This is a genomic window from Streptomyces sp. NPDC006430, assembly GCF_040612395.1.
Lineage (GTDB): Bacteria > Actinomycetota > Actinomycetes > Streptomycetales > Streptomycetaceae > Streptomyces.
Map to the genome: position 1 here is coordinate 100,005 of NZ_JBEXQA010000015.1, position 26,049 is coordinate 126,053.

The window sequence follows — 26,049 nt, forward strand, 5'->3', positions numbered from 1 at the left end:
GCGGTCGGGTGTCGTGGCCAAGGCCAACAGCAGGTGGCTGCTGCGCGGCATTCCAGCGCAGGGGAGATCAGCGTGTAAGTGACGTCGCGGGCCGGTGGAGCTTCCTCGAAGCCCGGAAAATCGCGGTGCGGCGTTCACTCCACCCCGAGCCCGCCTCCCGGGTCGCCCACGAGGCCGACCCGGCCTCGCGATGCGGTGGACGACGGCGGGTAGTCGTCGACGGTCATGGAGTTGTAGAGGCGTGCGCTCTTGGCTGTGAGGCGGAGGAGGGCTCGGCTGGGCCCCGCGGGCAGGGCGGAGATCAGGCGGGCGCCCTGGGCCAGTCCCCGCACGCCGAGGCGTGAGGTGGGGATCAGGGTCTTCGCCGCGCTGAGCGCGGCCGCGCGGCTGCCACGCACGTGCTCCGCCATCGCGCGCTCGTAAGCGGGGAAGGCGCGCTCGTGGTCACCGCCCGCCCGCGCCAGCTCCCCGGCGAGGACGTACGCTCCCACCACGGCCAGGCTGGTGCTGCCGCCGACGGCCGGGCCGGGGCAGTAGCCCGCGTCGCCTACGAGCGTCACCCGCCCCCGCGACCAGGTGTCCATGTGGAGCTGGGTGATCGAGTCGAAGTAGAACGCGGGGGTGCGGTCGAGCTCGTTCAGCCAGCGGTCCACGTCAGGGTGCATGCCGTCGAACGCACCGCGCAACAGCTCCTTCTGACGGGGTATGTCATGGTGGTGGTAGTCGAGCTCGCGCTCGCTCCGGAAGAGGAACAACGCCCGCGCGTCACCGAGGTGCCGCGCACTGTACATGCCGGCGGTGCGGCCGACGCCGACATGGATGAGGAGCTCGCCGTCGAGCCCGGAGACGTTCGGCAGGGTCAGCACCCCGAGGTAGGCCCCGGTGAAGGCGCTGAAGTGGAACTCGTCGCCGAAGACGAGGCGGCGCACGTTGGAGTGCAGCCCGTCCGCGCCGACGACGAGGTCGAAGCGGCAAGGTGCGGCGTTCTCGAACCGCACCTCGCCGTCGGGCGAGATCGCGGTGATCGAGTCGCCGAAGATGTACTCGACGTCGTCGCGTGCGGCGTCGTAGTAGATCTCGCTCAGGTCGTCGCGCATGATCTCGACGTGCCGGTCGGAGGTGGCGCTGAAGATCTTGGAGAGGTCCACCCGGACGGGACGCCGTGCGCCCTCCTGGCGGACGGTCATCCGGTGGGTCCCGGTGGCCCGCTCCTCGATGCGGGGGAGCACGCCCATCTTCTCCGAGATGTTCATCGCGGGCCGGAACAGGTCGACCGCGTGACCGCCGGTCTTGCGCGGAGTCGGCGCGCGCTCGACGACGGTGACAGAGAAGCCGTGCCTGGTGAGCCAGTACGCCAGCACCGGACCGGCGATACTGGCGCCGGAGACGAGAATCCGCATGGCAACCCTCCTTGTCGTTCAGTCCACGCGTACGGCGTGGATCGTGGTGAAGGCCAGCAGGGGGGTGGCGGTCCGCGGGGGGTCCTCGAGTAGGGGTGAGTGTCCGAGACCGGGCAGCAACTCGACTTTCGCGCCCGGAACGGCGCGGTAGTCGGCGGCGGATGAGGATCGCCACCTGCGGTCGTCCTCGCCGAAGACCACCAGGAGCGGCTTGCCGAGGGCCGCCAGCCGGTCCGGGAGCGCCTGCTGCTCCAGGTAGTCGCGGGTTGCCTGCATCGTCGCGGTGAGCGTGTGGGGGGTCATACAGCGCACCTCGTCCAGGAGCTCCGGTGGGATCCGATAGCCCGCACGGCTGAAGGCGGTGCTCGCGAACCGGCGGAGCTGCTCATCGGTCGGCGGCCACTGCGAGAGTCCGGTCGTGGCGGACTGCGGTGCGATGAAGGCGTCCAGGCTGGGTCCGGTGTTGATGAGTGCGAGCGCGGTCACCAGGTCGGGTCGCTGTTCGGCGAGGGCGGTGGCGACCGCCCCGCCGCTGGAATGACCCACGACCACGGCGTGCTCGACGCCGAGCCGGTCCAGTGCCACCCCGGCCCGGCGTGCCTGGTCCGGGAGCGCGTAGCTGCGGTCGGCCGGTTTGGCCGACCGGCCGTGCCCGAGCAGGTCGATCCGGATGACGCGGTGAGCTCCGGTCAGCAGCGCAACCAGCGGGTCCCACGAGCGGGTCGAGGAAGCGGACCCGTGGATGAGCAGGAGTGCGGGGGCGTCGCGGGGGCCGTCCTGGCACACGTGGATGTCGCCGTCGTCCAGCGACAGCGAGGAACTTTCGGTGGCCTCGGAGCCGCCGTTCACGTACGGTCCGCCATCAGAAACAGTCATGAGCCCACTGTCGCCGCTGGCCCGTGCCGGTGGATTGGACAAATGTTCCCTCGGCCGGCTCAACACGTCTTCCGCGGTATCTGCCGCGAAGGCTTGAGCAGGGACTGCTGGGACATCACAACCTCCTCGGAGGCCGGGACTTTCACGGCCTGCACGGAGGCTGTTTCGGCTCCGGGGTGTCTCGCCAGGTCTTCGGGCGTCCGGGACAGTCCGGGCCCGTCCGCGCTCCCGCCCCGGGTCTGACCGGGGCCGTCCCCTGGTCGTGGACAGTCGCTGTGACCAGCGCAGACCCGCGCACCATGATGGCGCGCCATCACGCGAGGCCGGTGGCCTGCGCAGCGGTGTCCGCTCAGGTCACAACGCTTGGTGAAGCCGTCCGGAGGCCCGATTTACCTCTGTGCTGCTCGTCCCCGGTCGTGATGGAGGGCGGCCGGCGGCCCGGCGGGCCGCCCAGAACAGCAGATGGCTGTGCCGGCCCGCCGACGGATTACCGTGGCCGCCACACGCGCCGCCTTCACAGGCCGGCGCGGTCACGCGTCGGCGGATGCGGTGTCCGGCGGTTGCCGCACAGGAGGTTACGGATCTCGGCTGGTTCCTGTGGCGGGGCTGCTTTCAAGACGATGCCGGTGCGGGGGTGAGCGCCGGTGGGCCAGGTGGCGCCGGGGTGGGGGAGGTCTTGCCGCCGTCCATGCATATCAGCGACAGGACGACCGGCGCCTGAATGCCCTGTACCGGTTCGCCTGGGAAGCCGGCCATGACCGTCCAGTTGCCTTTCGTGAGGCTGAGCGTCTGGCTGCCCAGGTCGGGGCCGCTCTGCCAGCCGTGCTCGGAACGGGCGCGCGCGAAGGCCGCCTTGAGGGCGGCGTCGACCGTTTCCGGCGAATGCCGCCCTGAGAGCCGTTCGTGGCACATCCCCAGTGCGTTCGAGGGTTCTCTCTCCACCGTGATGCCTTCGGCCGCCAGTACCGACGTCATCTCCGACACCACCGTGTCGGCAGGCAGCGGCGGGCCCGAATAGCGCGGGGGCAACGGACCGAGGTCCCGCAGCGGAGAGGCGCAGGCCGTCGCCGTCGCTGCCAGCAGCGCCGCCATGGCCAGGGACGCCAGAGTTCTGCGCTGATGTGGCTGTCGCACGATGGTGTTCGTCCTCTTCTGTTCTCCGCACCCTCGGCCAGTCTCCCATCCCGCCGATCTTGACTGGCCACCGGCCACGGATACGTCGGCCACCCGCACACCGGGCCAGGGCGCCCCACCCGCCGCTGGAAACCGTGCGACCGACGCCGTACCGGCGCGGCGCGGGGCTGCACGTGCGGTGCGGTGTCGTGCGGGCGGCGCCGCACTGCCACCTGTGCCGGGTCCCAGCGGCAGCGCCCGCGTCACGTCTGGTCGAGCGCCGTGGCAGGGGCCGCGGAGGCGATCACGTTACCTCCGACCAGCCGGGAGGAGCGCCGCAGAGCCGCGACGGGGCCGAGCCCCTCGCACACGGCGGCGGCGGGCGCGAGACTGAACCGCGTCGCGAGCCAGACGGAGACGGGCAGGCAGACGAAGAGACCCAGGAACAGTACGAACAAGGCGGCCGGCGGCCGGGAACCGTCCCAGGACGTGACGATCAGCGGGATGCAGATCGCGTACAGGAGGAGCATCGGCCCGCCCGCGATCAGACCGTGAGCATCATGGCGCCGAGCACCGACGGGAGTCGGGACCAGCAGCGGCGCCACATCGCGCGGAAGGTCGTGGGCGGCTGAACACGGCCTCCTGCACGACGGCGGGGCACAGGGCGCTGACCGTCGCCGCGCCCAGCGTCATGGTGACCAGCAGGAGCACAGCGGCGGGTACGAAGGCCAGGAACAGAGCCGCCACGTCCGCGCCGGCGGGCTCCTGGCCCGGCGGGAGGCCGAAAACGGCGGAGAAGCGGTCGTGTACGGACGCGACGGCGATCCCGATCGCGGCGGCCACCAACAGGACGCCGACGCCCTGCACGGCGAGCATGACGCCGGCCAGCGGCTTCCAGTAGCGGCGCAGCGCCGAGAAGGCGCCAACGAGTATGTCGCCCACCGTGAGCGGTCGCAGGGATATGACGCCCGGCTGCGGCGAAAGCGTCCGGGCGCCGCCTCCCCACTGAGGCGTCCAGCCGTTGCCTCCCCACTGCGGCACGGCCTGCTCCGGGTGCTGTCCCCACCCTGTGTTCTGCGACATAAGCGCCCCCGAATTTCATGACACCGTATCCGCCGCCCGGCGCGGCGCGGCACAGGCCCCTTGCCGGGCCGCCGACCCGCGCGCGCAGGTCAGCGGTCATGTGGCGGACCGTCACCGGCCGCGGGAAGTGTTCACGCGGTGATGCCCGCGGCCGGCCTCGCGACGGGAGACGGGAGACGGGGGGACGGGTGACGGCGGCCCTCGGCGGCCGGCGTGCCCACCAGGACGAGGCTCAGGGCCACGCGCCCGCCGCGACGCTGCCCGTGTTCAGCAGGAGGCGGCGCTCACTCACGTCCGGTCAGCGGTAGTCGTCGGGGTGGCCCTGCGCACTCCGCGATGTCGGGATCCAGGTCGGTCCCGGCGTACGGCGCGCCGGTGAAACTGGTTACCTCCGTAGCATGGGACGGTGAGGACTTTCATGCACGGTGCGGCTGTTTGGGACGTCGCGTGCCCGCAGCGTCCCAGCAGCGTGGCCGGTCTCACCATGGCCGGGTTCCGTGTCCGTGACCTGGACATGCTCCGCATGGTCCCGCACCCGGCCGTGACGCTGCTCCTGGAGTTCGGCGCAGGCTCGCCCGTCCTTGACTGTGCCGCCGGGCGGCAGCAGCGGGGAAGCCTCGTCGCCGGGCCCGGGCTTGGGACCGGAGGCACGGTCCGCGCGCGGGGAAAGAACGTCGAGTGCGTGCAGGTGCGCCTGTCCCCGGTGATCGCACGCGCGGTTCTGGGCGCCTCCCCCGCCGACCTCGACGGCACCGTCGTGTCCCTGGCCGACCTGTGGGGCCGGGAGGCGTCCCAGATCTGCGAGCAATTGGGCGATGTCTCGTCGTGGCAGGATCGCTTCGCGTTCGTGGACGCGTTGCTCGCCCGCCGGTACGGGGCGGGGTCGCCGGTGGACCCGGAGGTGGCCTGGGCCTGGAACCGGATCGTCGGCAGCCGTGGTGTGGCGCGGGTTGACGGACTCGCGGCCGAGGTTGGGTGGAGCCGTAAGCGGCTGTGGTCCCGGTTCCGGTCGCAGCTCGGTCTGCCGCCCAAGCGCGCCGTGAAGCTGGTCCGCTTCGACCATGCCGCCCACCGCCTGGTCGCCGGTGAAGGCGCGGCCCGAGTCGCGGCCGACGCCGGCTACGCCGACCAGTCCCACCTGCATCGAGACGTCATGGAGTTCACCGGGGAAACCCCCGCGACCGTGGCCAGCGAGCCGTTTCTCGCGGTTGACCCCATCGCATGGCCCAGCCGCGGAACACCCGCCAAGTCTCACCTCTCCAGGGTCTCCGGCTCGATCGCCGACAGTAGGTGAGACGGCTACCGCTGTGAATTGCGCCGCGGTCGCCTGCCCTGGGCGGGTGGGGCGGCGCTCAGCGGTCAAGGGCCCCTACCGGCCCGGCGGCTGCTGGCTGCGGACGGCTCGCTGCGTGCGTCACTGCAGGTTCCAGGTCGGGTCGCAGGGAAGTCGCATCTCCACACTGCACGGACCACGTTGACCGGCCGCCAAAGGGTGGCGGCCTTCGGCAACTGCGCGCAGGACCTTCGCCCGCTGGCTGCGCGCCGCGGCCGACGACCGTCCGAGCAGCGCCCCGCAGCGGCGCTGCTCTACGCCCAGCAGCAACGTGAGCATCCCCGGCCAACCGTTCGAGCCGGGCGACGCCGACGCGGCCAGCAGGCCGTGGTGGCGTCCCTTTTTGGCCGCGGCCCCGCCCGCGCCGCTCACCGCGGGCCGCCCGGCGGCGACCGGGCGCCCGCCGACCGCGGCCCACGAGGAACCGGAGGCCGTCGGCTCGTAGTTGCGGGCCCGTGACCGGGGGGTCGTGCGTCGCGCGCGGCCGTGGTGAACGTGCGCCCCCGGCGGATTCGGGCTCTCGTACGAGCGCTCCACCGGGAGCGGGAAGCACCCCGGTGAAGTTCCCCAACTGGCCGTCAGGGGCGTGAGAGTGCGGTCTAGCGTGGGTATCCGGTGATCAACACCGGGCCCCGAAATCCCCGGGGACCCGGGCCCCACGTAGAGGACGCCGATGTTCGGACTCCGCGCCGCCCGCCACGCCCCGTCGAGACACGCCGCTCCCGGTCCCGGCCGGCAGGTACGACCCCAGTTGGTACGTGCCGCCCTGCTGCCCACGCTCGCCGCCGGGCTCAGCGGCGCAGCCGCGGTGATCTTCACCCTGCAGCTGGGCGGGGGTGCGGGGGAGCGGGACGCCCGGCTGTGGCCGGTCCTGGCCGGTTGCTCCCTGCTCTTCGCGGGCGCGCTGGCCGCCGCCCTGCTCGGGGCACAGCGCGCCGCCAAGACCGTCCGCGACCGCTGCGAAGCCCTGCGCCGCTCCAGCGTGCGCGGTCGTCAGGAGCTGCGGACCGCCGCCGAGCGGCTGGAGCGTGGCGAACCGCCGGCCCGCCCGCTCCGCGGCGGTCCGACCGCACCGCCGCCCGGCACCGACCCGGCCCGGGTGGACGAGTTCTGGCTGCTCTCCCAGGAGCTGCGCGGCGCCCGCGAACAGGCGCACGCGACCCTCGTGCGGATGGCCGGACCAGCCGCCCCGTCGGACAGCGACCGCAAGGTCGAGGTCTTCGTCAACCTCGCCCGCCGGCTCCAGTCCCTCGTGCACCGCGAGATCTCCCTGCTCGACGGGCTGGAGGACACGGTCGAGGACCCCGACCTCCTCAAGGAGCTCTTCCACGTAGACCACCTCGCCACCCGGATCCGCCGTCACGCCGAGAACCTGGCGGTCCTCGGCGGTGCCGCCTCCAGGCGCCAGTGGACCAGGCCCATCGACCTGAGCGAGGTACTGCGCTCCTCCGTTGCGGAGGTCGAGCAGTACACGCGGGTGAAGGTCGTGCCCCCGGCGGGCGGCACCGTCCGCGGCCACGCCGTCGCCGACGTCGTGCACCTGCTGGCCGAACTGGTCGAGAACGCCACGGTGTTCTCCGCTCCCGACACCGATGTGGTGGTCCGCGCCGAACGGGTCACCGCGGGCATCGCCGTCGAGGTGGAGGACCGCGGGCTCGGCATGCCGGCCGCGGAGCAGCACCGGATGAACGGCCTGCTGGCCGATCCCGACCAGATCAGCGTCCGGCACCTACTGGCGGACGGGCGGATCGGCCTGTTCGTGGTCTCGGCGCTGGCCCGCCGGCACGGGATCGCCGTCGAGCTGAAGTCCAACATCTACGGCGGCGTGCTCGCCGTGCTCGTCCTGCCCCAGGAACTGCTGGGGGCGGAGGCACCCAGCGCGGCCGATGCCCTCGGAGGGTCCCGGGCCACCTCGTGGGGGACCGGGGACGGGGCCGGCGTACCTCCGTTGGAACCCGTACGGGTGACCGTGCCGCTGCCCGAGGGGGTCGCCCCGCGGCCACGGGCACAACCGACGTGGGCGGCGCGGCCCGCACCGGGTGGGCAGACGCGTACGCGGCCGGGGGAAGCCGGAGGAGAACGGCGGCAGGAGCAGCAGGAGCAGCACACGGGGCAGGGGGAGCCCGGACTGCACGGGGAGCGCGGGGAGTTCAGGCGGCCCGAGGAGGTTTCGGCCGCCGAGACGACGCTCGACCTCGGTCTGGACCTGGGCCTGGGCCTGAACCCGGGGCCGGCGGTGCACGAAAGGACACCCGCGGCGCCCGGGCCCGCCCTCCCAGCGGCGGCCCCGAGGCCCGCGCCCGCGCCCGCGCCCGCGCCCGCGCCCGCGCCCGTACCCGCGCCCGTACCGGCACCGGCGCCCGTACCGGCACCCGCGCCCGCGCCTGTACCGGCACCCGCACGCGCGCACGTACCCGTACCCGCGCCCGTGTCCGTGCCGGCCGCCCGGGCCGACAGCGACCGACCGCCGCTGCCCCGGCGCCGGGCCCAGCACCACCTCGCCCCGCAACTGCGGGACGCCCCCGCCCCGATGCGCGCCTACGCACCCGAGCAGCCCGTCCCCGTGCACGACCCGGGCCTGATGGCCGCCTTCCAACGGGGCTTCGGCCTCGCCCAGTCGGAGAAGCAGGTATGACCCCGACCCCTCACCTCAGCAAGGAGCGCACCCCCATGGGCGGCGAAACGGCGACGGAGACCAGCCGGCTCTCGGACCTCGACTGGCTGCTCAGCGGCCTGATCCAGCGGGTCCCGCACACGCGCAGCGCAGTGCTGCTCACCGCCGACGGCCTCGTCACCTGTGTGCACGGCCTCGACACCGACAGCGCCGACCACCTGGCGGCACTGGCCTCCGGCCTGTACTCGCTCGGGCGGAGCGCCGGATCCCGGTTCGGGAACGGTGCGGAGGTCCGGCAGGTGGTGGTCGAGCTCGACACCGCGCTCGTGTTCGTTTCGGCCGCCGGGGCGGGCACCTGCCTGGCGGTCCTCGCCGACCGGGAGGCCGACGCGGGCGTGCTCGGCTATGAGATGGCGATGTTGGTCAAGAGTGTCCGCCCCTACCTGGCGGCCCCGCCGCGGCGGCCCGCCGGCGACCCGAAGTGATGCGAGCCCGCGCGGCGTACGGCGCCGGAGCCCCACGCGACACACCGTGGCTCGACGACTCGGCAGGCCGGGTGATGCGCCCGTACACGGCCAGCGGCGGGCGGACCCGGCCGGCCGTGGCGCTCGACCTGCTGTCACTGGTGACCGCGACGGGGGACCGGCCGCGGGCCCCCCTCGGTGCGGAACACACCCTGGCGCTGCGCCTGTGCGCGGGCGCCGCGGCCGTTACCGTCGCCGAGGTGGCCGGGCAGCTGCGGCTGCCGGCGGTGGTGGTGAAGGTCCTACTGTCCGATCTGATGGAATGCGGGGCCGTCACGGCGCAGGCGCCGCGGTTCCCGGGCGGCGGATGCATCGCCGCCGACGACCAGACCCTGCTGCGGGCGGTGCTCGATGGTCTACGCCGACGACTGTGACACCCGCCCCGCCGCCGTACTGCCCGCGACGCTGAAGATCCTGGTCGCGGGTGGTTTCGGGGCGGGCAAGACGACCTTCGTGGGTGCGGTCAGCGAGATCGAGCCGCTGTCCACGGAGGAGTTGCTCAGCGGGATGGGCGAGGGGGCCGACCCGCTCGACGGGGTGGAGACGAAGACGTCGACGACCGTCGCGCTGGACTTCGGCCGGATCACCCTGGACGAACGGCACGTCCTGTACCTCTTCGGCACGCCGGGACAGCAGCGCTTCTGGTTCCTGTGGGAGGAGCTGTGCGCGGGCGCGCTCGGCGCGGTGGTGCTCGCCGACACCCGCCGGCTCGCCGACTGCTTCCCGGCCGTGGACTTCTTCGAGCGACGCGGCATCGGGTTCATCGTCGCCGTCAACGAGTTCGACGAGGGGCACCGCTACACCGCCGACGAGGTCCGCGAGGCAGCGGGGCTCGGGCCCGACGTCCCCGTCGTACGGTGCGACGCACGGCTGACGAGCTCCGGAACGGGGACGCTCGCCGCCCTGGTCCACCACCTGCTCTTCACGGCTAGGACAGTCACGTCAGCGAAGTCTTGGAATGGGGGGGAACCGCGATGACCTACTACGAGTCGACCGGACACCTACTGCTCACGCCGGTGGACCGGGAAGCGCCCGCGCGCACCGTCCGCCTGCGCGAACTGGGCCTGGGGGAGAGGGCGGACACGGAACTCGACGCCTTCGCCCGGCAGGTCGCCGACGTACTGGCCGCCCCGTACGCCGGGGTCAACTTCGTCGGCGAGGAAAGGCAGTTCTTCGCCGGGCTGCACCACGCCCCGGGCGCCGCGGCGAGCGGGTACCCGGCGCGGGTGCTGCCCCGGGACCACGGGTACTGCCCGCACGTGGTGGTGCGGCGCCGGGCCCTGGTGCTGGAGGACGTACGGGACTTCGCGCGCTTCGCCGGCAACGCGGTGGTGGACGAATACGGGGTGCGCTCGTACGTGGGTGCGCCGCTGACCGACCGGCGGGGGATCGTTCTGGGCGCCGTGTGCGCCGTGGACGTGGAGCCGCGCCGGTGGGGCCTGGAGGGGCTGGCTAAGGTCAAGACCCTGGCGGCGGAACTGGTGGGCATCATCCACGCGCGGGAGGACGGTCGGTGCGCTTCCGCGGGTCTCACCCCAGGAAGCTGCTGATCCGCTCGCGGAGGGAGTGCGGGTCCAGGCCGTGGGCGGCGACGTGCTCCTCCATCGTCCCGTAGCGGCGGAGCTCGGCCCGGCCGACACCGAGGCCGAGGATGCGGTGGGGGACCTCCACGAGGGCCCGGCCGGCGGCCGCGGCAGAGGTTCCGGCGAGGTACGGCTCGACGAGGACGACGTCGGTCGTCGCGCGGCCGACGGCCGCGCGCAGGGCCGCATCGTCGAAGGGGCGCACGGTGGTGGCGTACAGCACCGTCACGTCCAGCCCCTGCGTCGCGGCGAGGACGTGGTCCAACAGGGGTCCGACGGCGACCACGACACCCGCGCCCCCTTCCCGTACGGTCCGCACGCGCAGGCCGTCCACCGGGTGCGGAGCGACGTTCGCCTGCTGCGAGAGGCGCACGTACACCTTCTCGTCCCCCGCGGCGTACGCGTGGCGCAGCAGCGCCTCGGCCTCGTCCGGGTGCCCCGGCACGTGGACGGTCCAGCCGTCGAGGGTGTCCATCAGGGCCACGTCACCCGGCGCCATGTGGGTGAACCCACCGGCCGGCCAGTCGTAGCTCCCGCTCGCGCTGACCAGGACCCCACCGGTGCCCTGGTGCCCGAAGTCCAGCTTGACCTGCTCGAACGGCCGCTCCACCAGGAAGCTGGCGAAGGTGTGCATGATCGGCCGCAGGCCGGTGAGGGCGAGCCCGCCGCCCACTCCGATCAGCAGCTGCTCCCGGATCCCGACGTTGACCACCCGCTCCGGGTGGCGCTGTAGGGCGGGTCGGAACCCGTCCATGGTGATCTCGGCGAGCACGAGTGCCAGCCGCGGGTCCTCGTCGAGCTCGCGCGACGTGACCGAAATGAACCGTTCCCGCATGGTGTCCATGACTCCCCCTGCTTCCTGCTTCCCTACGGCTTCTTCTACTGCTTCTTCTCGACGCGGGCGACGACGGCGTGCGGCCGGCCCGGGTGCGGTGCGGTGAAGGCGGCGTGCAGTGCCGCGTGGTCCCTGCCGTCCACGGTCACCGCCGACCAGCCGGCGGCCTCGAAGCGGGAGGCGATCCCGCCGCTCCAACCGTGGGTGGCGGAATCGTTGTCGATCACCACGGTGTGAAGCCGTTCCAGCCCGACCGAACCGGCGTAAGCGAGGGCCTCGTGGTTGCTGCCCTCGTCGAGCTCGGCGTCCCCGATCAACACCCACACCGCCGGTTCGTCCAGCCCCTGGGCCCGCAGCCCGAGCGCACCGCCGACGGCGAGCGGCAGACCGTGCCCGAGCGAGCCGCTGCCGATCTCCACACCCGGGACCAGGGTGCGGTCCGGATGGTGCCCGAGGGGCGACTCGTACGAGCCGAAGCCGCTCAGCCAGTCCACCGGGAAGAACCCCTTGGCGGCCAGCACGGCGTAGTACGCCATCGGCCCGTGCCCCTTGGACAGCAGGAACCGGTCCCGCCCGTGGTCCGCGGCGGTCGCCGGCTCCACGCGCAGCACCCGGTCGTAGAGCACCCACAGCACGTCGAGGGTGGAAGTGGCGGCGGGCCCGTGCTTCTCGGCCCCGGTCATGAGCCCCATGAGCTGGCCCAGGTCCTCGTAGCGGAACCCCGTGTCCGTAGTTGCCTGTGTCATGCACCGATCGTGCAACCTCAAGCCTGGTTGAGGTCAAGTGCCTCCGCCGTGCGACCCGGCCGGGGGAACGGGTGCGCGGCCACCCCGCGAAGTGCGGTATTGTTCTCCTGCGCGTTCAACCAGGGGAAACCCCAGGTCAGCGGGCATCGGGACGTGGCGCAGCTTGGTAGCGCACTTGACTGGGGGTCAAGGGGTCGCAGGTTCAAATCCTGTCGTCCCGACTCGAAAGAGTCGCAGGTCAGGGGCCGTTTTGGAGCAATCCAAAACGGCCCCTTGATCGTTTTCGGGGACCAGCTGGGGACCAGCGCACTTGACTGATCCGAAGAGCACCTTGACCCGGTCAAGGCGCGCTGCCTGCCCAGATGGCGTCGTAGAAGTGGGTGCAGGTGGCCCAGGTCATCGCCATCGTCCTCACCGTCTTCGTGATCGGTCCGGGGAGCGCAGGCGCCCGGCCATCGCCCGGGTGCTCCTCGCCCATCCCCGCGTGGTCATGCTCGACGAGGCGACCGCCCGCGCCGGGGCACCGAGTCCAGGAGGAGCCGGGTGTACGGGTGTTGCGGAGCCTCCAGGACCCGCGAGGCCGGGCCCGTCTCCACGACGTGACCGGACTTGAGCACGAGGACCTCGTCGGCGATGTGCCGGACCACCGCCAAGTCGTGCGTGACGAACAGGTAGCCGATTCCCGATGCGCTGCGGATCTGACCGAGGAGTTCGAGTATCTGTGCCTGGATCGACACGTCGAGCGCGGCGACGGCCTCGTCGAGGACGAGGACCCGGGGCTCCACGGCAAGGGCGCGGGCGATCGCCACGCGCTGTCGCTGGCCGCCGGAGAGGTCACGGGGGAGGGCGGACGCCTCGCGTGTGCCGAGGCCGACCTGGTCCAGGAGTTGGGCGGCCCGGGCGCCGCGGCCCGGGGCGTCGAGAGCCGTGTGGAGGCGCAGCACCTCGTCCAGGCATCCGGAGACGGTCACCCGGGGATCGAGCGAGAGGTACGGATCCTGGAAGACCATCTGGATCTCCCGGGCCCTGGCCAGCCGTTCCGCCCGCCGCCGGGGCCGCGTGGAGCGGTCCCGGCCGTCCAGGCGGACGGTCCCGCCGTCCGGGCGCTCCAGGCCGACGAGCATCCGCACCGTGGTCGTCTTGCCGCTGCCCGACTCACCGACGATCGCGAGGCAGGCCCCGGGCGCCAGGGAGAACGACACGCCGTCGACCGCCGTGTGGTCCCCGTACCGCTTCCGCAGACCCTCGACGACCAGTCTCTCGACGACCGGTTCCTCTTTCACTGAGGCGGTCACAGCGTGATCCCTTCGTCGGCGCGGTGGCAGGCGGCGAGTCCGTCGCCATGCCGGGTGAGTGCGGGCTTCTCCTCGGAGCAGCGCGGTACCGCGTGGGCGCAGCGCGCGGCGAAGGCGCAGCCCGGCGGCGCCTCGGCCAGGGAGACGGGACGCCCGGGGACGGGACGGGGAGCGGGCGCACCCGCTTCGATGCTCGGCGTGCAGGCGAGCAGCCCTGCGGTGTACGGGTGCCGCGGGCGGGCGAACAGCTCGTCGGTACCGCGCGTCTCCACGATCCGGCCCGCGTACATCACGTACACCCGGTCACAGACGGTGGCGGCCAGTTCGAGGTCGTGGGTGACGAAGAGCAGGCCAGTGCCGCGCTCGGTCCGCAGCCGGGTGAGGAGTTCGACGATCTCCGCCTGGGTCGTGACGTCCAGGGCGGTGGTCGGCTCGTCGGCGACGATCAGCGCGGGTTCGGCCGCGAGCGCGGCGGCGATGACCACCCGTTGGAGCATGCCGCCGGAGAACTCGTGCGGACGGCGGCGCAGGGCGCCGCGCGGGTCTCGGATACCGACCGCGTCAAGGAGTTCAAGGGCCCGCATGGTCGCCGTGGCGGCCGGGGTCCCGGCCGCGCGCAGCCCTTCGGTGAGGAAGTCGCCGACGCGGCGCAGCGGGTTCACGGAGGCACGCGGGTCCTGGAAGACCATCGCGACCTGCCGGGCCCGAAGCTCGGTCAGCTCCGCGCGGCTCATGGTGAGTACGTCCCGGCCGGCGACCCGGACCTCGCCGCTGGCGCGTGCGCCGGCGGGCAGCAGCCCGAGGACGCTGCGGCATGCGACGGACTTCCCGGAGCCCGACTCGCCGACGAGGCCGACGCTCTCGCCGGGCCGTACCCGCAGGCCGACTCCGTCCAGGATCGGCCGCGCGGCCCGGTCGCCGGTCAGCCGGACCCCGAGCCCGTCGATCTCCAGGACCGGACCCCTGCCGCCGGCCGGAACCGGAGTTGAGTCCATCTCTTCCCGCTGTTCCTTCACGCGGTTCACCGCTTCCGCCTCGCGATCCGGTCGGCGAGGCCCTCGCCGACGATGCCGAACGCCACCACGGCGAGCACGATGCACGCGGAGGGTGCGAGGGCGGGCAGCATCGCCCCTTGCTGGACGGCCGACTGGCCCTCGTTGATCATGGCGCCCCAGTCGGCGGTCGGCGGCTGCACGCCGAAGCCGAGGTAGGAGAGCGCCGCCAGGTCCATCAGCGCGTACCCGAAGTTCATCGCGGACTGGGCGAAGACGGTGGGGGCGATGTTGGGCAGCAGGTGGCGCAGGCAGACGTTCCAGCCGGACCAGCCCTGCACCTGGTAGGACTCGATGTACGGGCGGGCCTTCTCCTGGCGCGCGATGCCGCGGACCAGGCGGCCCACGTACGGGGTGTAGGCCACCGCCATCGCGATGACGGGCGCGGTCATCCCCGGGCCGACGACGGAGACGAGCAGGATGGCGAGCAGGAGTCCGGGGATAGCGAAGACCATGTCCATCGAGCGGGACAGGACCGAGTCCGCCCAACCGCCGCGCCAGGCCGCCACCACGCCGAGCAGGGTGCCGGCCAGGGTGGAGATGCCGACGACGAGCAGCGGGCCGAGCAGCCCGGTGAGGGCCCCGTACATCAGCCTCGACAGGATGTCCCGCCCGGACTGGTCGGTGCCGAGGAGGTGCTCGCCGGTGGTCCCGGCCAGGCTCGCCGAGAGGTCGAGGGCCTCGGGGTCGTACGGCGCGAGGACGGGGGCGAGCACGGCGATCAGGACGAGAGCGGCGAGCACCACGACCGAAGCGGTGAACAACGGCCCCTGGGCGAAGAGGCGCAGGGGGCGTAGCCCGGGCCTGCGGCGCAGGACGGCGGGCTCCGGAGGTGCGGTGGTGGTCATGAGGAGCCTTCCCCGTGGAGCGACAGCCGGGGGTCGATGAGGGGTACGAGCAGGTCGACCGCGAGGTTGACGAGGACGAAGGCGCCCACACTCAGGAGGGTGATCGCCTGCACGACGGCGAAGTCCTTGGCGGTGACCGACTGTACGAGCAGCGAGCCGAGGCCGGGCACGTCGAAGGCGGTCTCGACGATCGAGGTGCTGATGAGGAGTCCGGCGAGCATCGTGCCACCGACGGTGACGACCGGGCCGAGCGCGTTGCGCAGGACGTGCCGACGGACCACGGTCCGCCCCGGGACGCCGCGGGCGCGTGCCACCTCGACGTGTTCCCGGCCGAGTTCGTCGAGCATCGCCGACCGGGTCACCCGGGCGAGCAGCCCCGCGAAGGTCAGCGCCAGGGCGATGGCCGGCAGGGTCAGGTGGTACAGGCTTTCGGAGAATCCGACGGGTGTGCCGCCGGGGCCGGGGAACCAGCCCAGACGGACTGAGAACAGGGACACCAGCGCGATCGCGGTCACGAAGGACGGCGTGGCCGTGGCGAGGCCGCTGCCGAGGAGCACCGCGCGGTCCAGCGGCCCGGGCCGCAGCGCGGCGAGGACACCTGCCGCCATGCCGATGAGGGCGACGAGCAGCGCCGCGTACCCCACGAGCAGGGCAGTGCCGGGCAGCCGGGATCCGATGAGCGCGGAGACGTCCTGGTGGAATTGGGCCGAGCTGCCGAAGTCGCCCTGAAGGACGCCGCCGAGCCACTTTGCGTACTGCACGGTCAGCGGGTCGTCCAGGTGGTAATGGGCGCGCAGGGCCGCCACGGCCTCGGGGGTCGCGGGGCGCCCGTGGAGCAGGAAGGACACCGGGTCGCCGGGGGCCAGGTGGATGCTGCCGAAGACCACGAGGGAGGTCACGAACAGCACCGCCACCAGGCCGAGGACGCGTCCGACGAGGTAGCGCGTCATTTCGCCGCGGCCCCGATCGTAGCGGCCCACGGGTAGTACAGCTGGGCGATCCCGGTCGGGGCGCCGGTCGCGCGCTTGCCGAGGAAGAGCACGTAGGGCGCTTCATAGACGGGGATGACCGGCAGTTCGCGCATCGCGATCTTCTGGAGTTCGGCGGTCAGCTCCGCGCGTTTGCCCGCGTCGGGTTCGGCGTTGGCCCGGTCGAAGGCGGCGTCGAACTCGGCGTTCGACCAGTTGCCGTAGTTCCCGAAGTCGCCGGTGCGCAGGTACTGGTAGAACTCCAGCGGGTCCGGAGTGTTGTCGTACCCGTTGGTGATGACCAGGTCCAGGCCGGCGCGTGCGGTGGGGTCGACGAAGATGCTGCTGTACGCCTCAGGGGGCACCGACTTCAGCTCGACGTCGAGGCCGATCTCCCGGCCGGCGGCCTGCACGGCGTTGGCGACGACGCTGATCTCGGGGGCGAGCGTGCTGGTGACCAGGGTGATCTTGCGGTCGGCGGCACCGGACTCCTGGACGAGCTTCTTCGCGGCGTCGATGTCGTAACCGGGATCGGGCAGGGTGTCGTAGAGCGCGGCGGTCTTCTCCGGGGCCAGCGCCCACGCGCCGCGCGCGGCGGGGGCCTTGGCGGGGACGCCGATGCCGCCGGCCGCGGCCTTGATGATGTTCTTCCGGTCGAGCGCCAGGGAGAGGGCCTCGCGCACCTTCACGTCGCCGAGCGGCCCGCCGAAGTCGAGTACGGCGAGGTTCGACGCGGCGGTGTTGGGGCCGAAGAGGACGCTGCCCTTGCCGCTGGAACGCAGCTGTCCGATCGTGGCGGGGGCCACCATGTATCCGCCGTCGGCGGTGCCGGAGAGGAAGGCGTTGGTGCGGGCCGCCGGGTCCTCGATGAAGGTGAACTTCACGGCGGTGGACTTGGGTGCGAGCTGGGGGTCCCAGTAGGCGTCGTGCCTCTTCAGGGTGATCTCGGTGCCCTGGGACCAGGTGTCGAGGGCGTACGGACCGGTGCAGTTGACCTTGCCCGCGGGGGTGCCGTAGTCCTTGCCGGCCTTGGCGAGGGTGGCGGCGCTCTCGATGGTGCCGGGGGAGGCGGCCATCAGCTCGTGGAGCAGGACGTCCGGCTTGGTGAGCCGGAGCGTCACCTCCAGCGGTCCGGTCTTCTCGACGGCGCGGACGTTCTTGAACGCCGACGCCCAGGGGGAGCCGGTCTCCGGGGCCATCTGGCGCTGGAGGGAGGCGACCACGTCGTCGGCCGTCATGGTCGTGCCGTCGTGGAACTTCACCCCGGGGCGCAGGGTGTAGACCAGCGTGAGCGGGTCGGGGCGGTCGTACTTCACCGCGAGGCCGGGCTCGATCTTCATGTCGGGCGTGACCCGCATGAGTTGCTCGCACACGTTGGCGAGCACGGTGTTCGGCGGGTAGTCGTACGCGAGGGCGTAGTCGAGCGTGTAGGGCTCGGCGTACAGGGACCAGGTGAAGGAGTCCAGCGGGCCCTGGGCGGCCGGCGAGAGCGGAGTGACCTTGTAGTCGGTGCCGCCGGCGGTCTTGGGCGTGGTGGCGCCGGAACAGGCACTGGTGGTGGCCGCGAGAGCGGCGGCGCAAAGGAGAAACGCCATGTTTCGGGACATGCGCATGCAGACCCACCCCTTTACGGGTGTAGTGACGGGCGCTGTGGGATGGAGCGAGTATTGATGCGGGAACGTTCCCGCACAAGGCCGTGCGGGAACGGTTTTGCAAAGGTCGCGAGGGTGGCAGCATCAGTCGCATGACCGAAGCCTCACCGCAGGGAGGGCAGCCCTCGCCGCCCCTCCCACGCGTCCGCCTCGTCGACGTGGCCCGCGAGGCGGGCCTGTCCAAGACGACCGTCTCGGCGGCACTGAACGGCACCGGAAGGCTCTCTCCCGAAGTCCGGGAGAGAGCCCGCGAGACCGCGCGCAGAATGGGCTACCGGCCCAATGCCACCGCGCGCCGGCTGCGTGCGGGACGGGCCAGATTGATCGGATACGTGGTCGGGGAGTTCGCCGACGCCCCCTGGACCTTCCTGGAGTCGCCGTACTTCGCCCGGCTGACCGGGGCCACCGCGGCGACATCGCTGCGACGCGGCTACGCCATGGTGCTGCTGCCCGCCGGGTCCCTGCAGAGCGAGTGGGCCGATCTGTCGCTCGACGCGGTGGTCGTCGCAGACCCGGTCGCCGACGACCCGGTCGTCGAGGACCTCCTCGCCGCCCGCATCCCCGTGTTCAGCGACCGCTCCGTCGAGGGACGGCCCGGGGCGTACTGGGTGGACGTGGACGCGGGCGGCGCCGTGCGCGGGGCCCTCGACCACCTGCGGGAGCAGGGCGCTCGACGGCCCGTCCTCGTGGTGCCGGACAGCACCACCCGTTTCCACATCGAGGTGTTCGCCGCACACCGGGAGTGGTGCGCCGCCCACGACATGCCGGAACGGGTGGTACGCGTCGAGGGGCTGGGCAACGGTCCCGTCGTCCGCGCCGTCGAGACCGCCCTCGCGGGTGACCCGGCGGCCGGTTCGGCGCGGCCCGACGCCCTCCTCGTCGTGGCCGAGGCGAGTCCGCCCCTCGTCCTGGACGCGGCACGCCGGCTCGGCTACGAGGTCCCCGGCGACCTGCTCCTCGTCTGTGTGAGCGAGGACGTCACCGCGGAGCACACCGAGCCGCCCGTGACCACCCTGAGCCTGCGGCCCGAGGCGATCGCGGAGGCGGGCATCGACATACTCGTAGCGGTCCTGGAACACGGCGACCGGGAGACGGCGGGGGTGCTCGTCCCGACCCGCCTCGACGTTCGGGCGTCATCGGTTCGGTCAGCTCAGCCCGAGTACACGAGCCGGCCGCCGACATAGGTCCGCTCCACCCGGGCCTCCGCGATCTCCTCCGCAGGCGCCGTGAGGATGTCGCGGTCCAGGACGACAAGGTCCGCGAGGTTGCCGACCCGCAGGCTGCCCGCGTCGTCGTGACCGTTCACATGGGCGGCCCCGGCTGTGTAGGCAGCCAGCGCGGTCGGCAGGTCGAGCCGCTGCTCGGGGTAGAAGCCCCGGTCGTGGTCGGCCTCGGGATCCCGGCGGTTCACGGCCACGTGAAGGCCCGCCAGCGGATCAGGGCTGCTCACAGGCCAGTCGCTGCCCGCGGCGAGGGTCGCGCCCGCGCGCACCAGGTCGCCGAACGGGTACTGCCAGGCGGCACGCTCCGGACCCAGGAACGGGATGGTCAGGTCATCCATCTGGGGCTCGTGGGCCGCCCACAGGGGCTGGATGTTGGCCAGGGCGCCGAGCGAGGCGAAGCGGGAGAGGTCCTCGGGGTGGACGACCTGGAGATGGGCGAGGTGGTGCCGGTTGCCGCGGTGTCCGTTGGCCGCCACCGCCGACTCGATCGCGTCCAGGGCCTCGCGCACGGCCCGGTCGCCGAGGGCGTGGAAGTGCACCTGGAAGCCGAGGGCGTCGAGCTCCGTCACGTATCCGCGCAGCGCCCCGGGCTCGACGAAACTCAGACCACTGTTGGCGGTGGCGCAGCCGCAGCCGTCCAGATAGGGGGAGGTCATGGCAGCGGTGAAGTTCTCTGCGACACCGTCCTGCATGATCTTCACCGAGGTGGCGCGGAACCGTCCGGCCCGCAGCTTCTCGCGGCGGGCCACCAGTTCGGGGATCTGCTCGGCGCCCCGTGCCCGGTCCCACCAGAGCGCTCCGGTCACGCGGGCGGTGAGCGAGCCGTCCCCCGCGGCGGTCATGTACGCGTCCGAGGGGTCGGGCCGGCCGTTGAGGTCACCGAGCATGGCGTCCTGCCAGCCCGTGATGCCGAGGGAGTGGAGCAGCTTCTGGGCCCGGAGCAGCCCGGCGAGGAGTTCCGCCGGCGTGCTCGTCGGCAGCAGCCGGCCGACCAGCGAGGTGGCACCCTCCTGGAGCATGCCGCTGGGAGTGCCGTCCGGCTCGCGCTCGATGCGGCCGTCGGCGGGATCGGGAGTGGCGGCCGTGACCCCGGCGAGTTCGAGCGCCCGGGTGTTGGCCCAGGCGCCGTGGTGGTCCCGGTTGGACAGGAGGACCGGGCGGTCCGGGACGACGGAGTCGAGCAGTTGCCGGGTCGGCAGTCCACCCTCGAAGCTCTCCATCGACCAGCCGCCACCGGTGATCCACTCGCGGTCGGGGTGCGCGTCCGCGTACGCGCGGACCAGAGCCAGGTAGTCGTCCACGCCGACGGTCTCGCTCAGATCGCACTCGGCCAGTTCCACCCCGGCGAAAGCCGGGTGCACGTGGGCGTCCTGGAAGCCGGGGAGCAGCAGCTTCCCCGTCAGGTCGACCACTTCGGTGCCGGGCCCCACGAGTTCCCGTACCTCGTCGTGGCCGACGGCCGTGATCCTGTCGCCGATGACGGCGAGCGAGGTCGCGCGGGTGCGGGCCGGGTCCACCGTGAAGACGGGGCCGCGGGTGAAGACCAGATCGGCCTTGGCCATTCGAAAGCTCCAGAGCGTGAGGCGACGGGGGTGGGCGCCATGGAACCGGCAAGGCCGTTTACACGTCAATGGTGTTGACGTAAGGTCCCGGCCATGTCCGAACGTGTCATCCCCGAAGGCGGACGCCGGCGCCGCAGGCCCACCAAGCAGGGCGCCGTCCTCTCGGAGCAGCTCATCGTCGAGACGGCGCTGCGGCTGGTAGCCCAGCACGGCGCCGAAGCGCTCTCCGTACGGAGACTGGGCGCCGCGCTCGGCGCCGACCCGACCGCGCTCTACCGCTACTTCCGCAACACCGACGCCCTCCTCCTGGCCCTCGCGGACGAACTGATCGGCAGGGCGCAGGAGGGCTGGCAGGCAACCGGAGACTGGCGGGAGGACCTGCGGTCGATGGGCCTGCGGATCCACGCCTGCTACCTCTCCCACCCGCAGGCCGCCGTCCTCGGCGCGTACCGCACCACGGGACGCCCCCACGAGAGCCGGGCCGTCGAGCGCATCCTCGGCATCCTCCGCTCGGCGGGCTTCCCGGACCCCCTAGCCGTCCGCGCCTACCACGCGTTCGTCGACCAGGCCCTGGCGTTCGCCGCCCAGGACGCCGCCGCGCTCGCGCTGCCGAAGGCCGCCCGGGAGGCGGACGAGGCGGTCTGGAACTCGGTCTACGGCAGGCTGTCGGTCGACACCCACCCGCACATCGCCGCGGTCTTTCCGCTGCTGGCCGCCGACATGCGGGACAGCGGCTACCCTTTCGCCCTGGAACTGACGCTCAGCGCGCTGGCGGCGCTCCGCCCGGCGGCGACCGAGGCCTGAGACGTGTCCGCCCCGCGCGTGTGCCTCGTCAGGACAGGGCCCGCCAGGCCTCGTTCAGTGCCAGGCGGAACGCGTGGGTCTCCTCGGGGCTCAGGCCGGCGGTCATGCGTTTCTCGATGCGGCGTGCCGGCCCGGCGTACTCGGCGAGCAGTCGCCGCCCGGGGTCGGCGAGCAGAATGAGGCGTTCGCGGCGGTTGGCCGGGTTGGGCTCGCGGCGGATCAGGCCGCGGCTCTCCAGTGCGCGGACCATGTCGGCCATCGACTGGGCGGTGACGAAGGAGTCGCGGGCGAGCTGCGCCGCGGAGATGCCGTCGTGCCGCTCCAGCACCGTCAGGGCGGTGTACTGCAGTGCCGTGACCCCGGCGGGCTTGAGCAGCTCCTCCAGCCTGGCGCGTACCACCAGTTCCGTTCTCTTGATCAGGTAGAGCAGTGAAGTGCTCACGTTCATCCTTCCGTCGTGACGGCGCATCCACATCCTAGGTCATTGACAGGAATCCTGCTGATTGTCCAGACTGTGTTCATCAGGATTCCTGTCGATCTCGGCTCGTGCCGGCGCTTTCGGCATTCCTTCTCCCACCCCCTTTCGAGAGGCACCTCTCATGGATCTTCAGGGCAAGGTCGCCGTCGTCACCGGCAGCGGACGCGGCCTCGGGCTGGCATACGCTCAGGCCCTCGCCGCCGCGGGTGCCGCCGTCGTCGTCAACGATGTCGACAAGGACACGGTGGATGCCGCCGTCGCCTCGATCACGTCCCGGGGAGGCGCGGCGACCGGCGTCGTCGCGGCCGTGGGCGACAGCGAGGCGGCCCAGCGGCTCGTGGACGCGGCGGCCGAGGAGTTCGGGCGCTTGGACGTACTCGTCACCAACGCCGGCATCCTGCGCGACCGCGTGCTGTGGAAGATGACCGACGAGGACTTCGACGACGTCGTCCGCGTCCACCTGCGCGGCACGTTCACCTGCGCACGCGCCGCCGCCGTCCGCATGCGCGAGCAGGGCGCCGGCGGCCGGCTCGTCCTGATCTCCTCGCCCGCCGGCCAGCGCGGCAACTTCGGCCAGACCAACTACGCCGCCGCCAAGGCCGGCATCGTCGCCATGGCCCGCACCTGGGCCATGGAACTGGGCCGTGCCGGCATCACCGTCAACGCCGTCGTCCCCGTCGCCGCGACCGAGATGACCAGGACCATCCCGGCGTTCGCCCCGGTCATCGAGGAGTCCGAGCGCAGCGGCGAGCCGCTGCCGGACTGGCTGCGCAAGGGCGAGGGCCTCGGCAGCGTCGAGGACGTCGCCGGCCTGATCACCTTCCTGGCCTCGGACGCCTCCGGCGCGGTGACCGGGCAGGCCATCGGCATCGGTGGCGACCGGCTGGCGCTGTGGGCGCACCCGAAGGAGAAGGCGGTCGCGTTCGCCGACGGAGGCTGGAGCGGCGACGCCATCGCCGCCGCGTGGCCGGGCGGCGTGGGCGCCGACCCCGAGACCTACGGCATTCCCGCGCCCCAGGCCCCGGAGGCGTGAGATGGCCGACCGCATCCACGAACGCGCACTCGACCTCGACGCGCTGACCGCCATCGACGTGCACACCCACGCGGAGGTCTCCAAGGACGGCCACGGGGCCCTCAGCCCCGAGCTGTTGGGCGCGTCCGAGGCCCACTTCAAGGCCCACGGCCACCGGCAGCCCACCATCGACGAGATGGCCGCGCACTACCGCGAACGCCGCATGGCGGCTGTCGTCTTCACGGTCGACGCCGAGCACGCCACCGGCCACCCGCGGATTTCCAACGAGGAGATCGCCGAGAGCTGCGCCGCCCACGCCGACGTCCTGATTCCGTTCGCCAGCGTCGACCCGCACAAGGGCCGCGCGGGGGTCCGCGAGGCCCGGCGCCTGGTGGAGGCGTACGGGGTGCGCGGTTTCAAGTTCCACCCCAGCATCCAGGCCTTCTCCCCGGACGACCGCCTCGCCTACCCGCTGTACGAGGCCATCGAGGAACTCGGCGTACCGGCCCTCTTCCACACCGGCCAGACCGGGATCGGCGCCGGCGTTCCGGGCGGCGGCGGCATCCGGCTGAAGTACTCGAACCCGATGGCCGTCGACGACGTCGCCGTCGACTTCCCCGAGCTGAGGATCGTCCTCGCACACCCGTCCTTCCCCTGGCAGGACGAGGCGCTCGCGGTCGCCACCCACAAGCCGCACGTCTACATCGACCTGTCCGGCTGGTCGCCCAAGTACTTCCCGCCGCAGCTCGTGCGGTACGCCAACACCCTGCTCAAGGACAAGGTCCTGTTCGGCTCCGACTATCCGGTCATCACCCCCGACCGGTGGCTCGCCGACTTCGCCGGGCTCGATATCAAGCCCGAGGTCCGCCCGAAGATCCTCAAGGAGAATGCCGCCCGTCTGCTCGGCCTGTCCACCGACTGAAGGAAACGCTCGTGCTGAACCAAGGCATCGGCTCCTGGCCGGCGCGCCGGGCCCGCAAGACACCCGACCGGACCGCCGTCGTCCACGGGGACCGCACCCTGACCTACCGGGAGCTCCACCAGCGCGTCCTGCGGCTCGCCCACGGCCTGCGCGCCCTGGGTGTGGCGAGCGGCGACCGGATCGCCTACCTGGGCCCCAACCACCCGGCCTTCCTGGAGACGCTGTTCGCCGCCGGAGCGCTCGGCGCGGTCTTCGTCCCGCTCAACACCCGCCTGGCCGCCGCGGAGCTTGCGTACAACCTCTCCGACTCGGGCAGCGTCGTCCTCGTCCACGCCCCCGAGCAGGCCGGGGCCGCCCGGGCCGCCGCCGTCGAGGCCGGGGTGCGCCACCGCATCGCACTCGAAGGAGGCGACGGAGGCGACGAGCCCGGCGACGACGCCCTCGAGTACGAGGAGTTGCTGACCGGCGCCACGGAGTCCGTGGACGTGGCCGTGCGCCCCGAGGACCCGTGCATGATCATGTACACCTCCGGGACCACGGGTCGTCCCAAGGGAGCAGTCCTCTCCCACGGCAACATCGTCTGGAACAGCGTCAACGTCCTCGTCGACACCGATCTCACCGCTGACGAGGTCACCTTGGTGGTGGCCCCGCTGTTCCACACCGGCGCCCTCAACATGACCTGCCTGCCCACCTTCCTCAAGGGCGGCCTGGTGGTTCTGCTCTCGGCCTTCGACGCCGACCTGGTCCTCGACACCGTCGAACGCCGGCGCGTCACGTACCTGTTCGGCGTCCCGACGATGTACGACGCCATGGCCGCCCGGCCGCGCTGGGCGAGCACCGACCTCTCCAGCCTGCGCACCCTCAACTGCGGCGGCGCACCGGTCCCGGCCCGCACCATAGCCGCGTACATCGACCGCGGCCTCGCCTTCAGCCAGGGCTACGGCATGACCGAGGCGTCCCCCGGCGTCCTCTTCCTCGACCGGGAGCAGGCGGCCGCCAAGGCCGGCTCCGCGGGCGTCCCGCACTTCTTCACCGACACCCGCATCGTCCGGCCCGACGGCAGCGACACCGCACCCGGCGAACGCGGCGAGGTCCTCGTCCAGGGCCCCCACGTCATGACCGGCTACTGGAACCGGCCCGAGGACACCGCGGCCGCCTTCACCGACGGCGACTGGCTGCGCACCGGCGACATCGCCCGGACGGACGCCGACGGCTACGCCTACCTCGTCGACCGGGTCAAGGACATGTATGTCTCCGGCGGAGAGAACGTCTACCCGGCCGAGGTCGAGGACGCACTCCTCGACCACCCCGCCGTCGCCGAATGCGCGGTCATCGGCATCCCCGACCCGGTCTGGGGCGAGGTCGGCCGGGCCGTCGTCGTCCTCAAGCCCGGGGCCCGCGCCGGCGCCGGCGAGGAAGACCTCCTCGGCCACCTGCGGGGCAGGCTCGCCAAGTACAAGATCCCGAAGTCGGTCGTCCTCACGGGCGGCCTGCCCCGTACGGCCTCCGGCAAGATCGTCAAGTCCGCCGTCCGCGACACCTTCACGACCGGTCCCGCCGAACTCCCCCAACCGTGACCGGCCTTCGCGCAAGACGTTCGCCCAGGGCGCGTTCAGCGTCGCCCGCCCCATCGAAAGGTTTCCGCATGCCCATCGCCATCGCCGACGGTCTCGACGCACTCACCTCCCTCAGCGGAGCCGACCTCGGCCGCACCGAGTGGCTGGAGATCACCCAGGACCGGGTGAACACCTTCGCCGACGCCACCGACGACCACCAGTGGATCCACACGGACCCGGAGAAGGCCGCGGACGGGCCCTTCGGCGGCCCCATCGCCCACGGCTACCTCACTCTCTCCCTGATCATCCCGCTCTTCGGCGAGCTGCTCGGCATCACCGGAACCAAGATGAGCGTCAACTACGGCCTGGACAAGGTCCGGTTCCCCAGCCCCGTCCGCGTCGGCGCGAGGATCCGTCTCCACGGCGTCGTCGGCACGGTGGAGGAGGTCAAGGGCAACGGCGTGCAGATGCCGGTCACCTTCACCGTCGAGGTCGAGGGCAGTGACAAGCCGGCCTGCGTCGCCGAGGCCGTCTACCGCCACTACGCCTGACCGCACCACGAGAACGAGC

At 72.2% G+C, this 26,049-nt stretch carries 26 protein-coding genes and 1 tRNA gene; 13 read left to right on the forward strand and 14 right to left on the reverse strand.

Translation table 11 applies throughout. The features are described from left to right. Positions 1-134 precede the first annotated feature (134 nt). The 5 genes from ABZZ20_RS22075 to ABZZ20_RS22095 all read right to left on the reverse strand — a co-directional run bounded on the left by ABZZ20_RS22075 (position 135) and on the right by ABZZ20_RS22095 (position 4,472). Positions 135-1,400: an FAD-dependent monooxygenase gene (locus tag ABZZ20_RS22075; protein ID WP_356872035.1), complete on the reverse strand. Its 1,266-nt coding sequence runs from the start codon at positions 1,398-1,400 to the stop codon at positions 135-137. Between the two features lie 18 nt (positions 1,401-1,418). Further along, on the reverse strand, positions 1,419-2,276 hold the full coding sequence (locus tag ABZZ20_RS22080) for an alpha/beta fold hydrolase (protein ID WP_356872037.1): 858 nt from the start codon (positions 2,274-2,276) through the stop codon (positions 1,419-1,421). 612 nt (positions 2,277-2,888) lie between these two features. Beyond that, positions 2,889-3,368, reverse strand: a complete 480-nt coding sequence (locus ABZZ20_RS22085; protein WP_356872038.1) for a hypothetical protein — start codon at positions 3,366-3,368, stop codon at positions 2,889-2,891. A 284-nt stretch (positions 3,369-3,652) separates the two neighbouring features. Beyond that, positions 3,653-3,919, reverse strand: coding sequence for a hypothetical protein (locus ABZZ20_RS22090; RefSeq protein ID WP_356872039.1), 267 nt, complete (start codon positions 3,917-3,919; stop codon positions 3,653-3,655). 28 nt (positions 3,920-3,947) lie between these two features. After that, a complete protein-coding gene (locus tag ABZZ20_RS22095; protein WP_356872041.1) occupies positions 3,948-4,472 on the reverse strand; it encodes a hypothetical protein in 525 nt (174 codons plus the stop codon). A gap of 406 nt (positions 4,473-4,878) precedes the next feature. Here ABZZ20_RS22095 and ABZZ20_RS22100 point away from each other — a divergent pair, with 406 nt between their 5' ends. The 6 genes from ABZZ20_RS22100 (at position 4,879) to ABZZ20_RS22125 (ending at position 10,493) form a co-directional block, all read left to right on the forward strand. Beyond that, a complete protein-coding gene (locus ABZZ20_RS22100) occupies positions 4,879-5,766 on the forward strand; it encodes a helix-turn-helix domain-containing protein (protein ID WP_356872043.1) in 888 nt (295 codons plus the stop codon). A gap of 712 nt (positions 5,767-6,478) precedes the next feature. Next, a complete protein-coding gene (locus ABZZ20_RS22105) occupies positions 6,479-8,440 on the forward strand; it encodes an ATP-binding protein (RefSeq protein WP_356872045.1) in 1,962 nt (653 codons plus the stop codon). Between the two features lie 35 nt (positions 8,441-8,475). Next, positions 8,476-8,904: a roadblock/LC7 domain-containing protein gene (locus ABZZ20_RS22110; protein ID WP_356872145.1), complete on the forward strand. Its 429-nt coding sequence runs from the start codon at positions 8,476-8,478 to the stop codon at positions 8,902-8,904. Then, positions 8,904-9,317: a DUF742 domain-containing protein gene (locus ABZZ20_RS22115; RefSeq protein ID WP_356872047.1), complete on the forward strand. Its 414-nt coding sequence runs from the start codon at positions 8,904-8,906 to the stop codon at positions 9,315-9,317. The genes ABZZ20_RS22110 and ABZZ20_RS22115 overlap by 1 nt, the downstream gene beginning before the upstream one ends. After that, positions 9,295-9,921, forward strand: a complete 627-nt coding sequence (locus ABZZ20_RS22120; protein WP_356872049.1) for an ATP/GTP-binding protein — start codon at positions 9,295-9,297, stop codon at positions 9,919-9,921. Before ABZZ20_RS22115 ends, ABZZ20_RS22120 begins: the two co-directional genes overlap by 23 nt. Next, on the forward strand, positions 9,918-10,493 hold the full coding sequence (locus tag ABZZ20_RS22125; RefSeq protein WP_356872051.1) for a GAF domain-containing protein: 576 nt from the start codon (positions 9,918-9,920) through the stop codon (positions 10,491-10,493). The genes ABZZ20_RS22120 and ABZZ20_RS22125 overlap by 4 nt, the downstream gene beginning before the upstream one ends. On the opposite strand, the gene ABZZ20_RS22130 is transcribed toward ABZZ20_RS22125, so the two are convergent. Together ABZZ20_RS22130 and ABZZ20_RS22135 are read right to left on the reverse strand one after the other, a co-directional pair. After that, on the reverse strand, positions 10,474-11,370 hold the full coding sequence (locus ABZZ20_RS22130; RefSeq protein WP_356872052.1) for a transketolase: 897 nt from the start codon (positions 11,368-11,370) through the stop codon (positions 10,474-10,476). The genes ABZZ20_RS22125 and ABZZ20_RS22130 overlap by 20 nt on opposite strands. A 35-nt stretch (positions 11,371-11,405) precedes the next feature. Beyond that, entirely contained in the window at positions 11,406-12,107 is a 702-nt protein-coding gene (locus tag ABZZ20_RS22135) for a transketolase (protein WP_356872054.1), read from the reverse strand. A 147-nt stretch (positions 12,108-12,254) separates the two neighbouring features. On the opposite strand from ABZZ20_RS22135, the gene ABZZ20_RS22140 reads away from it, so the two are divergent. After that, positions 12,255-12,328: transfer RNA gene (locus ABZZ20_RS22140), tRNA-Pro, on the forward strand. A gap of 267 nt (positions 12,329-12,595) precedes the next feature. Here the strand turns inward: ABZZ20_RS22140 and ABZZ20_RS22145 are convergent. Genes ABZZ20_RS22145 through ABZZ20_RS22165 form a run of 5 tightly spaced genes read right to left on the reverse strand, consistent with a single transcriptional unit; the run spans position 12,596 to position 17,883 of the window. Beyond that, entirely contained in the window at positions 12,596-13,402 is an 807-nt protein-coding gene (locus ABZZ20_RS22145; protein ID WP_356872056.1) for an ATP-binding cassette domain-containing protein, read from the reverse strand. Then, positions 13,399-14,397, reverse strand: a complete 999-nt coding sequence (locus tag ABZZ20_RS22150) for an ABC transporter ATP-binding protein (protein ID WP_356872147.1) — start codon at positions 14,395-14,397, stop codon at positions 13,399-13,401. Before ABZZ20_RS22150 ends, ABZZ20_RS22145 begins: the two co-directional genes overlap by 4 nt. A 26-nt stretch (positions 14,398-14,423) precedes the next feature. After that, positions 14,424-15,302, reverse strand: a complete 879-nt coding sequence (locus ABZZ20_RS22155; RefSeq protein ID WP_356872058.1) for an ABC transporter permease — start codon at positions 15,300-15,302, stop codon at positions 14,424-14,426. Then, on the reverse strand, positions 15,299-16,252 hold the full coding sequence (locus tag ABZZ20_RS22160; RefSeq protein ID WP_356872059.1) for an ABC transporter permease: 954 nt from the start codon (positions 16,250-16,252) through the stop codon (positions 15,299-15,301). Before ABZZ20_RS22160 ends, ABZZ20_RS22155 begins: the two co-directional genes overlap by 4 nt. Continuing rightward, positions 16,249-17,883, reverse strand: coding sequence for an ABC transporter substrate-binding protein (locus ABZZ20_RS22165; RefSeq protein WP_356872061.1), 1,635 nt, complete (start codon positions 17,881-17,883; stop codon positions 16,249-16,251). Before ABZZ20_RS22165 ends, ABZZ20_RS22160 begins: the two co-directional genes overlap by 4 nt. 131 nt (positions 17,884-18,014) lie before the next feature. On the opposite strand from ABZZ20_RS22165, the gene ABZZ20_RS22170 reads away from it, so the two are divergent. Further along, the gene (locus tag ABZZ20_RS22170; protein WP_356872063.1) at positions 18,015-19,106 is read left to right on the forward strand and encodes a LacI family DNA-binding transcriptional regulator; all 1,092 of its coding nucleotides are present in this window, start codon (positions 18,015-18,017) and stop codon (positions 19,104-19,106) included. On the opposite strand, the gene ABZZ20_RS22175 is transcribed toward ABZZ20_RS22170, so the two are convergent. Continuing rightward, complete coding sequence (locus ABZZ20_RS22175) at positions 19,073-20,707, reverse strand: amidohydrolase (RefSeq protein WP_356872065.1); 1,635 nt, start codon at positions 20,705-20,707, stop codon at positions 19,073-19,075. The genes ABZZ20_RS22170 and ABZZ20_RS22175 overlap by 34 nt on opposite strands. Before the next feature lie 93 nt (positions 20,708-20,800). Between ABZZ20_RS22175 and ABZZ20_RS22180 the strand changes: the two genes are divergently transcribed. Continuing rightward, on the forward strand, positions 20,801-21,511 hold the full coding sequence (locus ABZZ20_RS22180; RefSeq protein ID WP_356872067.1) for a TetR/AcrR family transcriptional regulator: 711 nt from the start codon (positions 20,801-20,803) through the stop codon (positions 21,509-21,511). A 28-nt stretch (positions 21,512-21,539) separates the two neighbouring features. Here the strand turns inward: ABZZ20_RS22180 and ABZZ20_RS22185 are convergent, their stop codons facing one another. Continuing rightward, positions 21,540-21,953: a MarR family transcriptional regulator gene (locus ABZZ20_RS22185; RefSeq protein WP_356872069.1), complete on the reverse strand. Its 414-nt coding sequence runs from the start codon at positions 21,951-21,953 to the stop codon at positions 21,540-21,542. A 157-nt stretch (positions 21,954-22,110) separates the two neighbouring features. Between ABZZ20_RS22185 and ABZZ20_RS22190 the strand changes: the two genes are divergently transcribed. The 4 genes from ABZZ20_RS22190 (at position 22,111) to ABZZ20_RS22205 (ending at position 26,030) form a co-directional block, all read left to right on the forward strand. Continuing rightward, positions 22,111-23,022, forward strand: coding sequence for an SDR family NAD(P)-dependent oxidoreductase (locus ABZZ20_RS22190; RefSeq protein ID WP_356872071.1), 912 nt, complete (start codon positions 22,111-22,113; stop codon positions 23,020-23,022). A 1-nt stretch (position 23,023) separates the two neighbouring features. Continuing rightward, entirely contained in the window at positions 23,024-23,923 is a 900-nt protein-coding gene (locus tag ABZZ20_RS22195; RefSeq protein ID WP_356872073.1) for an amidohydrolase family protein, read from the forward strand. Between the two features lie 11 nt (positions 23,924-23,934). Beyond that, on the forward strand, positions 23,935-25,500 hold the full coding sequence (locus tag ABZZ20_RS22200; protein WP_356872075.1) for a long-chain fatty acid--CoA ligase: 1,566 nt from the start codon (positions 23,935-23,937) through the stop codon (positions 25,498-25,500). A gap of 68 nt (positions 25,501-25,568) precedes the next feature. After that, positions 25,569-26,030 carry a MaoC family dehydratase gene (locus ABZZ20_RS22205; protein WP_356872077.1) on the forward strand — a complete coding sequence of 154 codons (462 nt, stop codon included), beginning with the start codon at positions 25,569-25,571 and terminating at the stop codon, positions 26,028-26,030. The last annotated feature ends 19 nt before the right edge of the window (positions 26,031-26,049 follow it).

Excerpts from the sequence above, each read along its gene's own strand:
- ABZZ20_RS22165 (WP_356872061.1), bottom strand. The coding sequence starts at position 17,883 with ATGCGCATGTCCCGAAACATGGCGTTTCTCCTTTGCGCCGCCGCTCTC.
- ABZZ20_RS22155 (WP_356872058.1), bottom strand. The coding sequence starts at position 15,302 with ATGACCACCACCGCACCTCCGGAGCCCGCCGTCCTGCGCCGCAGGCCC.
- ABZZ20_RS22095 (WP_356872041.1), bottom strand. The coding sequence starts at position 4,472 with ATGTCGCAGAACACAGGGTGGGGACAGCACCCGGAGCAGGCCGTGCCG.
- ABZZ20_RS22160 (WP_356872059.1), bottom strand. The coding sequence starts at position 16,252 with ATGACGCGCTACCTCGTCGGACGCGTCCTCGGCCTGGTGGCGGTGCTG.
- ABZZ20_RS22115 (WP_356872047.1), top strand. The coding sequence starts at position 8,904 with ATGCGAGCCCGCGCGGCGTACGGCGCCGGAGCCCCACGCGACACACCG.
- ABZZ20_RS22180 (WP_356872067.1), top strand. The coding sequence starts at position 20,801 with ATGTCCGAACGTGTCATCCCCGAAGGCGGACGCCGGCGCCGCAGGCCC.
- ABZZ20_RS22105 (WP_356872045.1), top strand. The coding sequence starts at position 6,479 with ATGTTCGGACTCCGCGCCGCCCGCCACGCCCCGTCGAGACACGCCGCT.
- ABZZ20_RS22080 (WP_356872037.1), bottom strand. The coding sequence starts at position 2,276 with ATGACTGTTTCTGATGGCGGACCGTACGTGAACGGCGGCTCCGAGGCC.
- ABZZ20_RS22190 (WP_356872071.1), top strand. The coding sequence starts at position 22,111 with ATGGATCTTCAGGGCAAGGTCGCCGTCGTCACCGGCAGCGGACGCGGC.
- ABZZ20_RS22110 (WP_356872145.1), top strand. The coding sequence starts at position 8,476 with ATGGGCGGCGAAACGGCGACGGAGACCAGCCGGCTCTCGGACCTCGAC.
- ABZZ20_RS22130 (WP_356872052.1), bottom strand. The coding sequence starts at position 11,370 with ATGGACACCATGCGGGAACGGTTCATTTCGGTCACGTCGCGCGAGCTC.
- ABZZ20_RS22175 (WP_356872065.1), bottom strand. The coding sequence starts at position 20,707 with ATGGCCAAGGCCGATCTGGTCTTCACCCGCGGCCCCGTCTTCACGGTG.
- ABZZ20_RS22125 (WP_356872051.1), top strand. The coding sequence starts at position 9,918 with ATGACCTACTACGAGTCGACCGGACACCTACTGCTCACGCCGGTGGAC.
- ABZZ20_RS22085 (WP_356872038.1), bottom strand. The coding sequence starts at position 3,368 with ATGGCGGCGCTGCTGGCAGCGACGGCGACGGCCTGCGCCTCTCCGCTG.
- ABZZ20_RS22120 (WP_356872049.1), top strand. The coding sequence starts at position 9,295 with ATGGTCTACGCCGACGACTGTGACACCCGCCCCGCCGCCGTACTGCCC.
- ABZZ20_RS22135 (WP_356872054.1), bottom strand. The coding sequence starts at position 12,107 with ATGACACAGGCAACTACGGACACGGGGTTCCGCTACGAGGACCTGGGC.
- ABZZ20_RS22090 (WP_356872039.1), bottom strand. The coding sequence starts at position 3,919 with ATGCTCCTCCTGTACGCGATCTGCATCCCGCTGATCGTCACGTCCTGG.
- ABZZ20_RS22170 (WP_356872063.1), top strand. The coding sequence starts at position 18,015 with ATGACCGAAGCCTCACCGCAGGGAGGGCAGCCCTCGCCGCCCCTCCCA.
- ABZZ20_RS22075 (WP_356872035.1), bottom strand. The coding sequence starts at position 1,400 with ATGCGGATTCTCGTCTCCGGCGCCAGTATCGCCGGTCCGGTGCTGGCG.
- ABZZ20_RS22205 (WP_356872077.1), top strand. The coding sequence starts at position 25,569 with ATGCCCATCGCCATCGCCGACGGTCTCGACGCACTCACCTCCCTCAGC.
- ABZZ20_RS22150 (WP_356872147.1), bottom strand. The coding sequence starts at position 14,397 with ATGGACTCAACTCCGGTTCCGGCCGGCGGCAGGGGTCCGGTCCTGGAG.
- ABZZ20_RS22195 (WP_356872073.1), top strand. The coding sequence starts at position 23,024 with ATGGCCGACCGCATCCACGAACGCGCACTCGACCTCGACGCGCTGACC.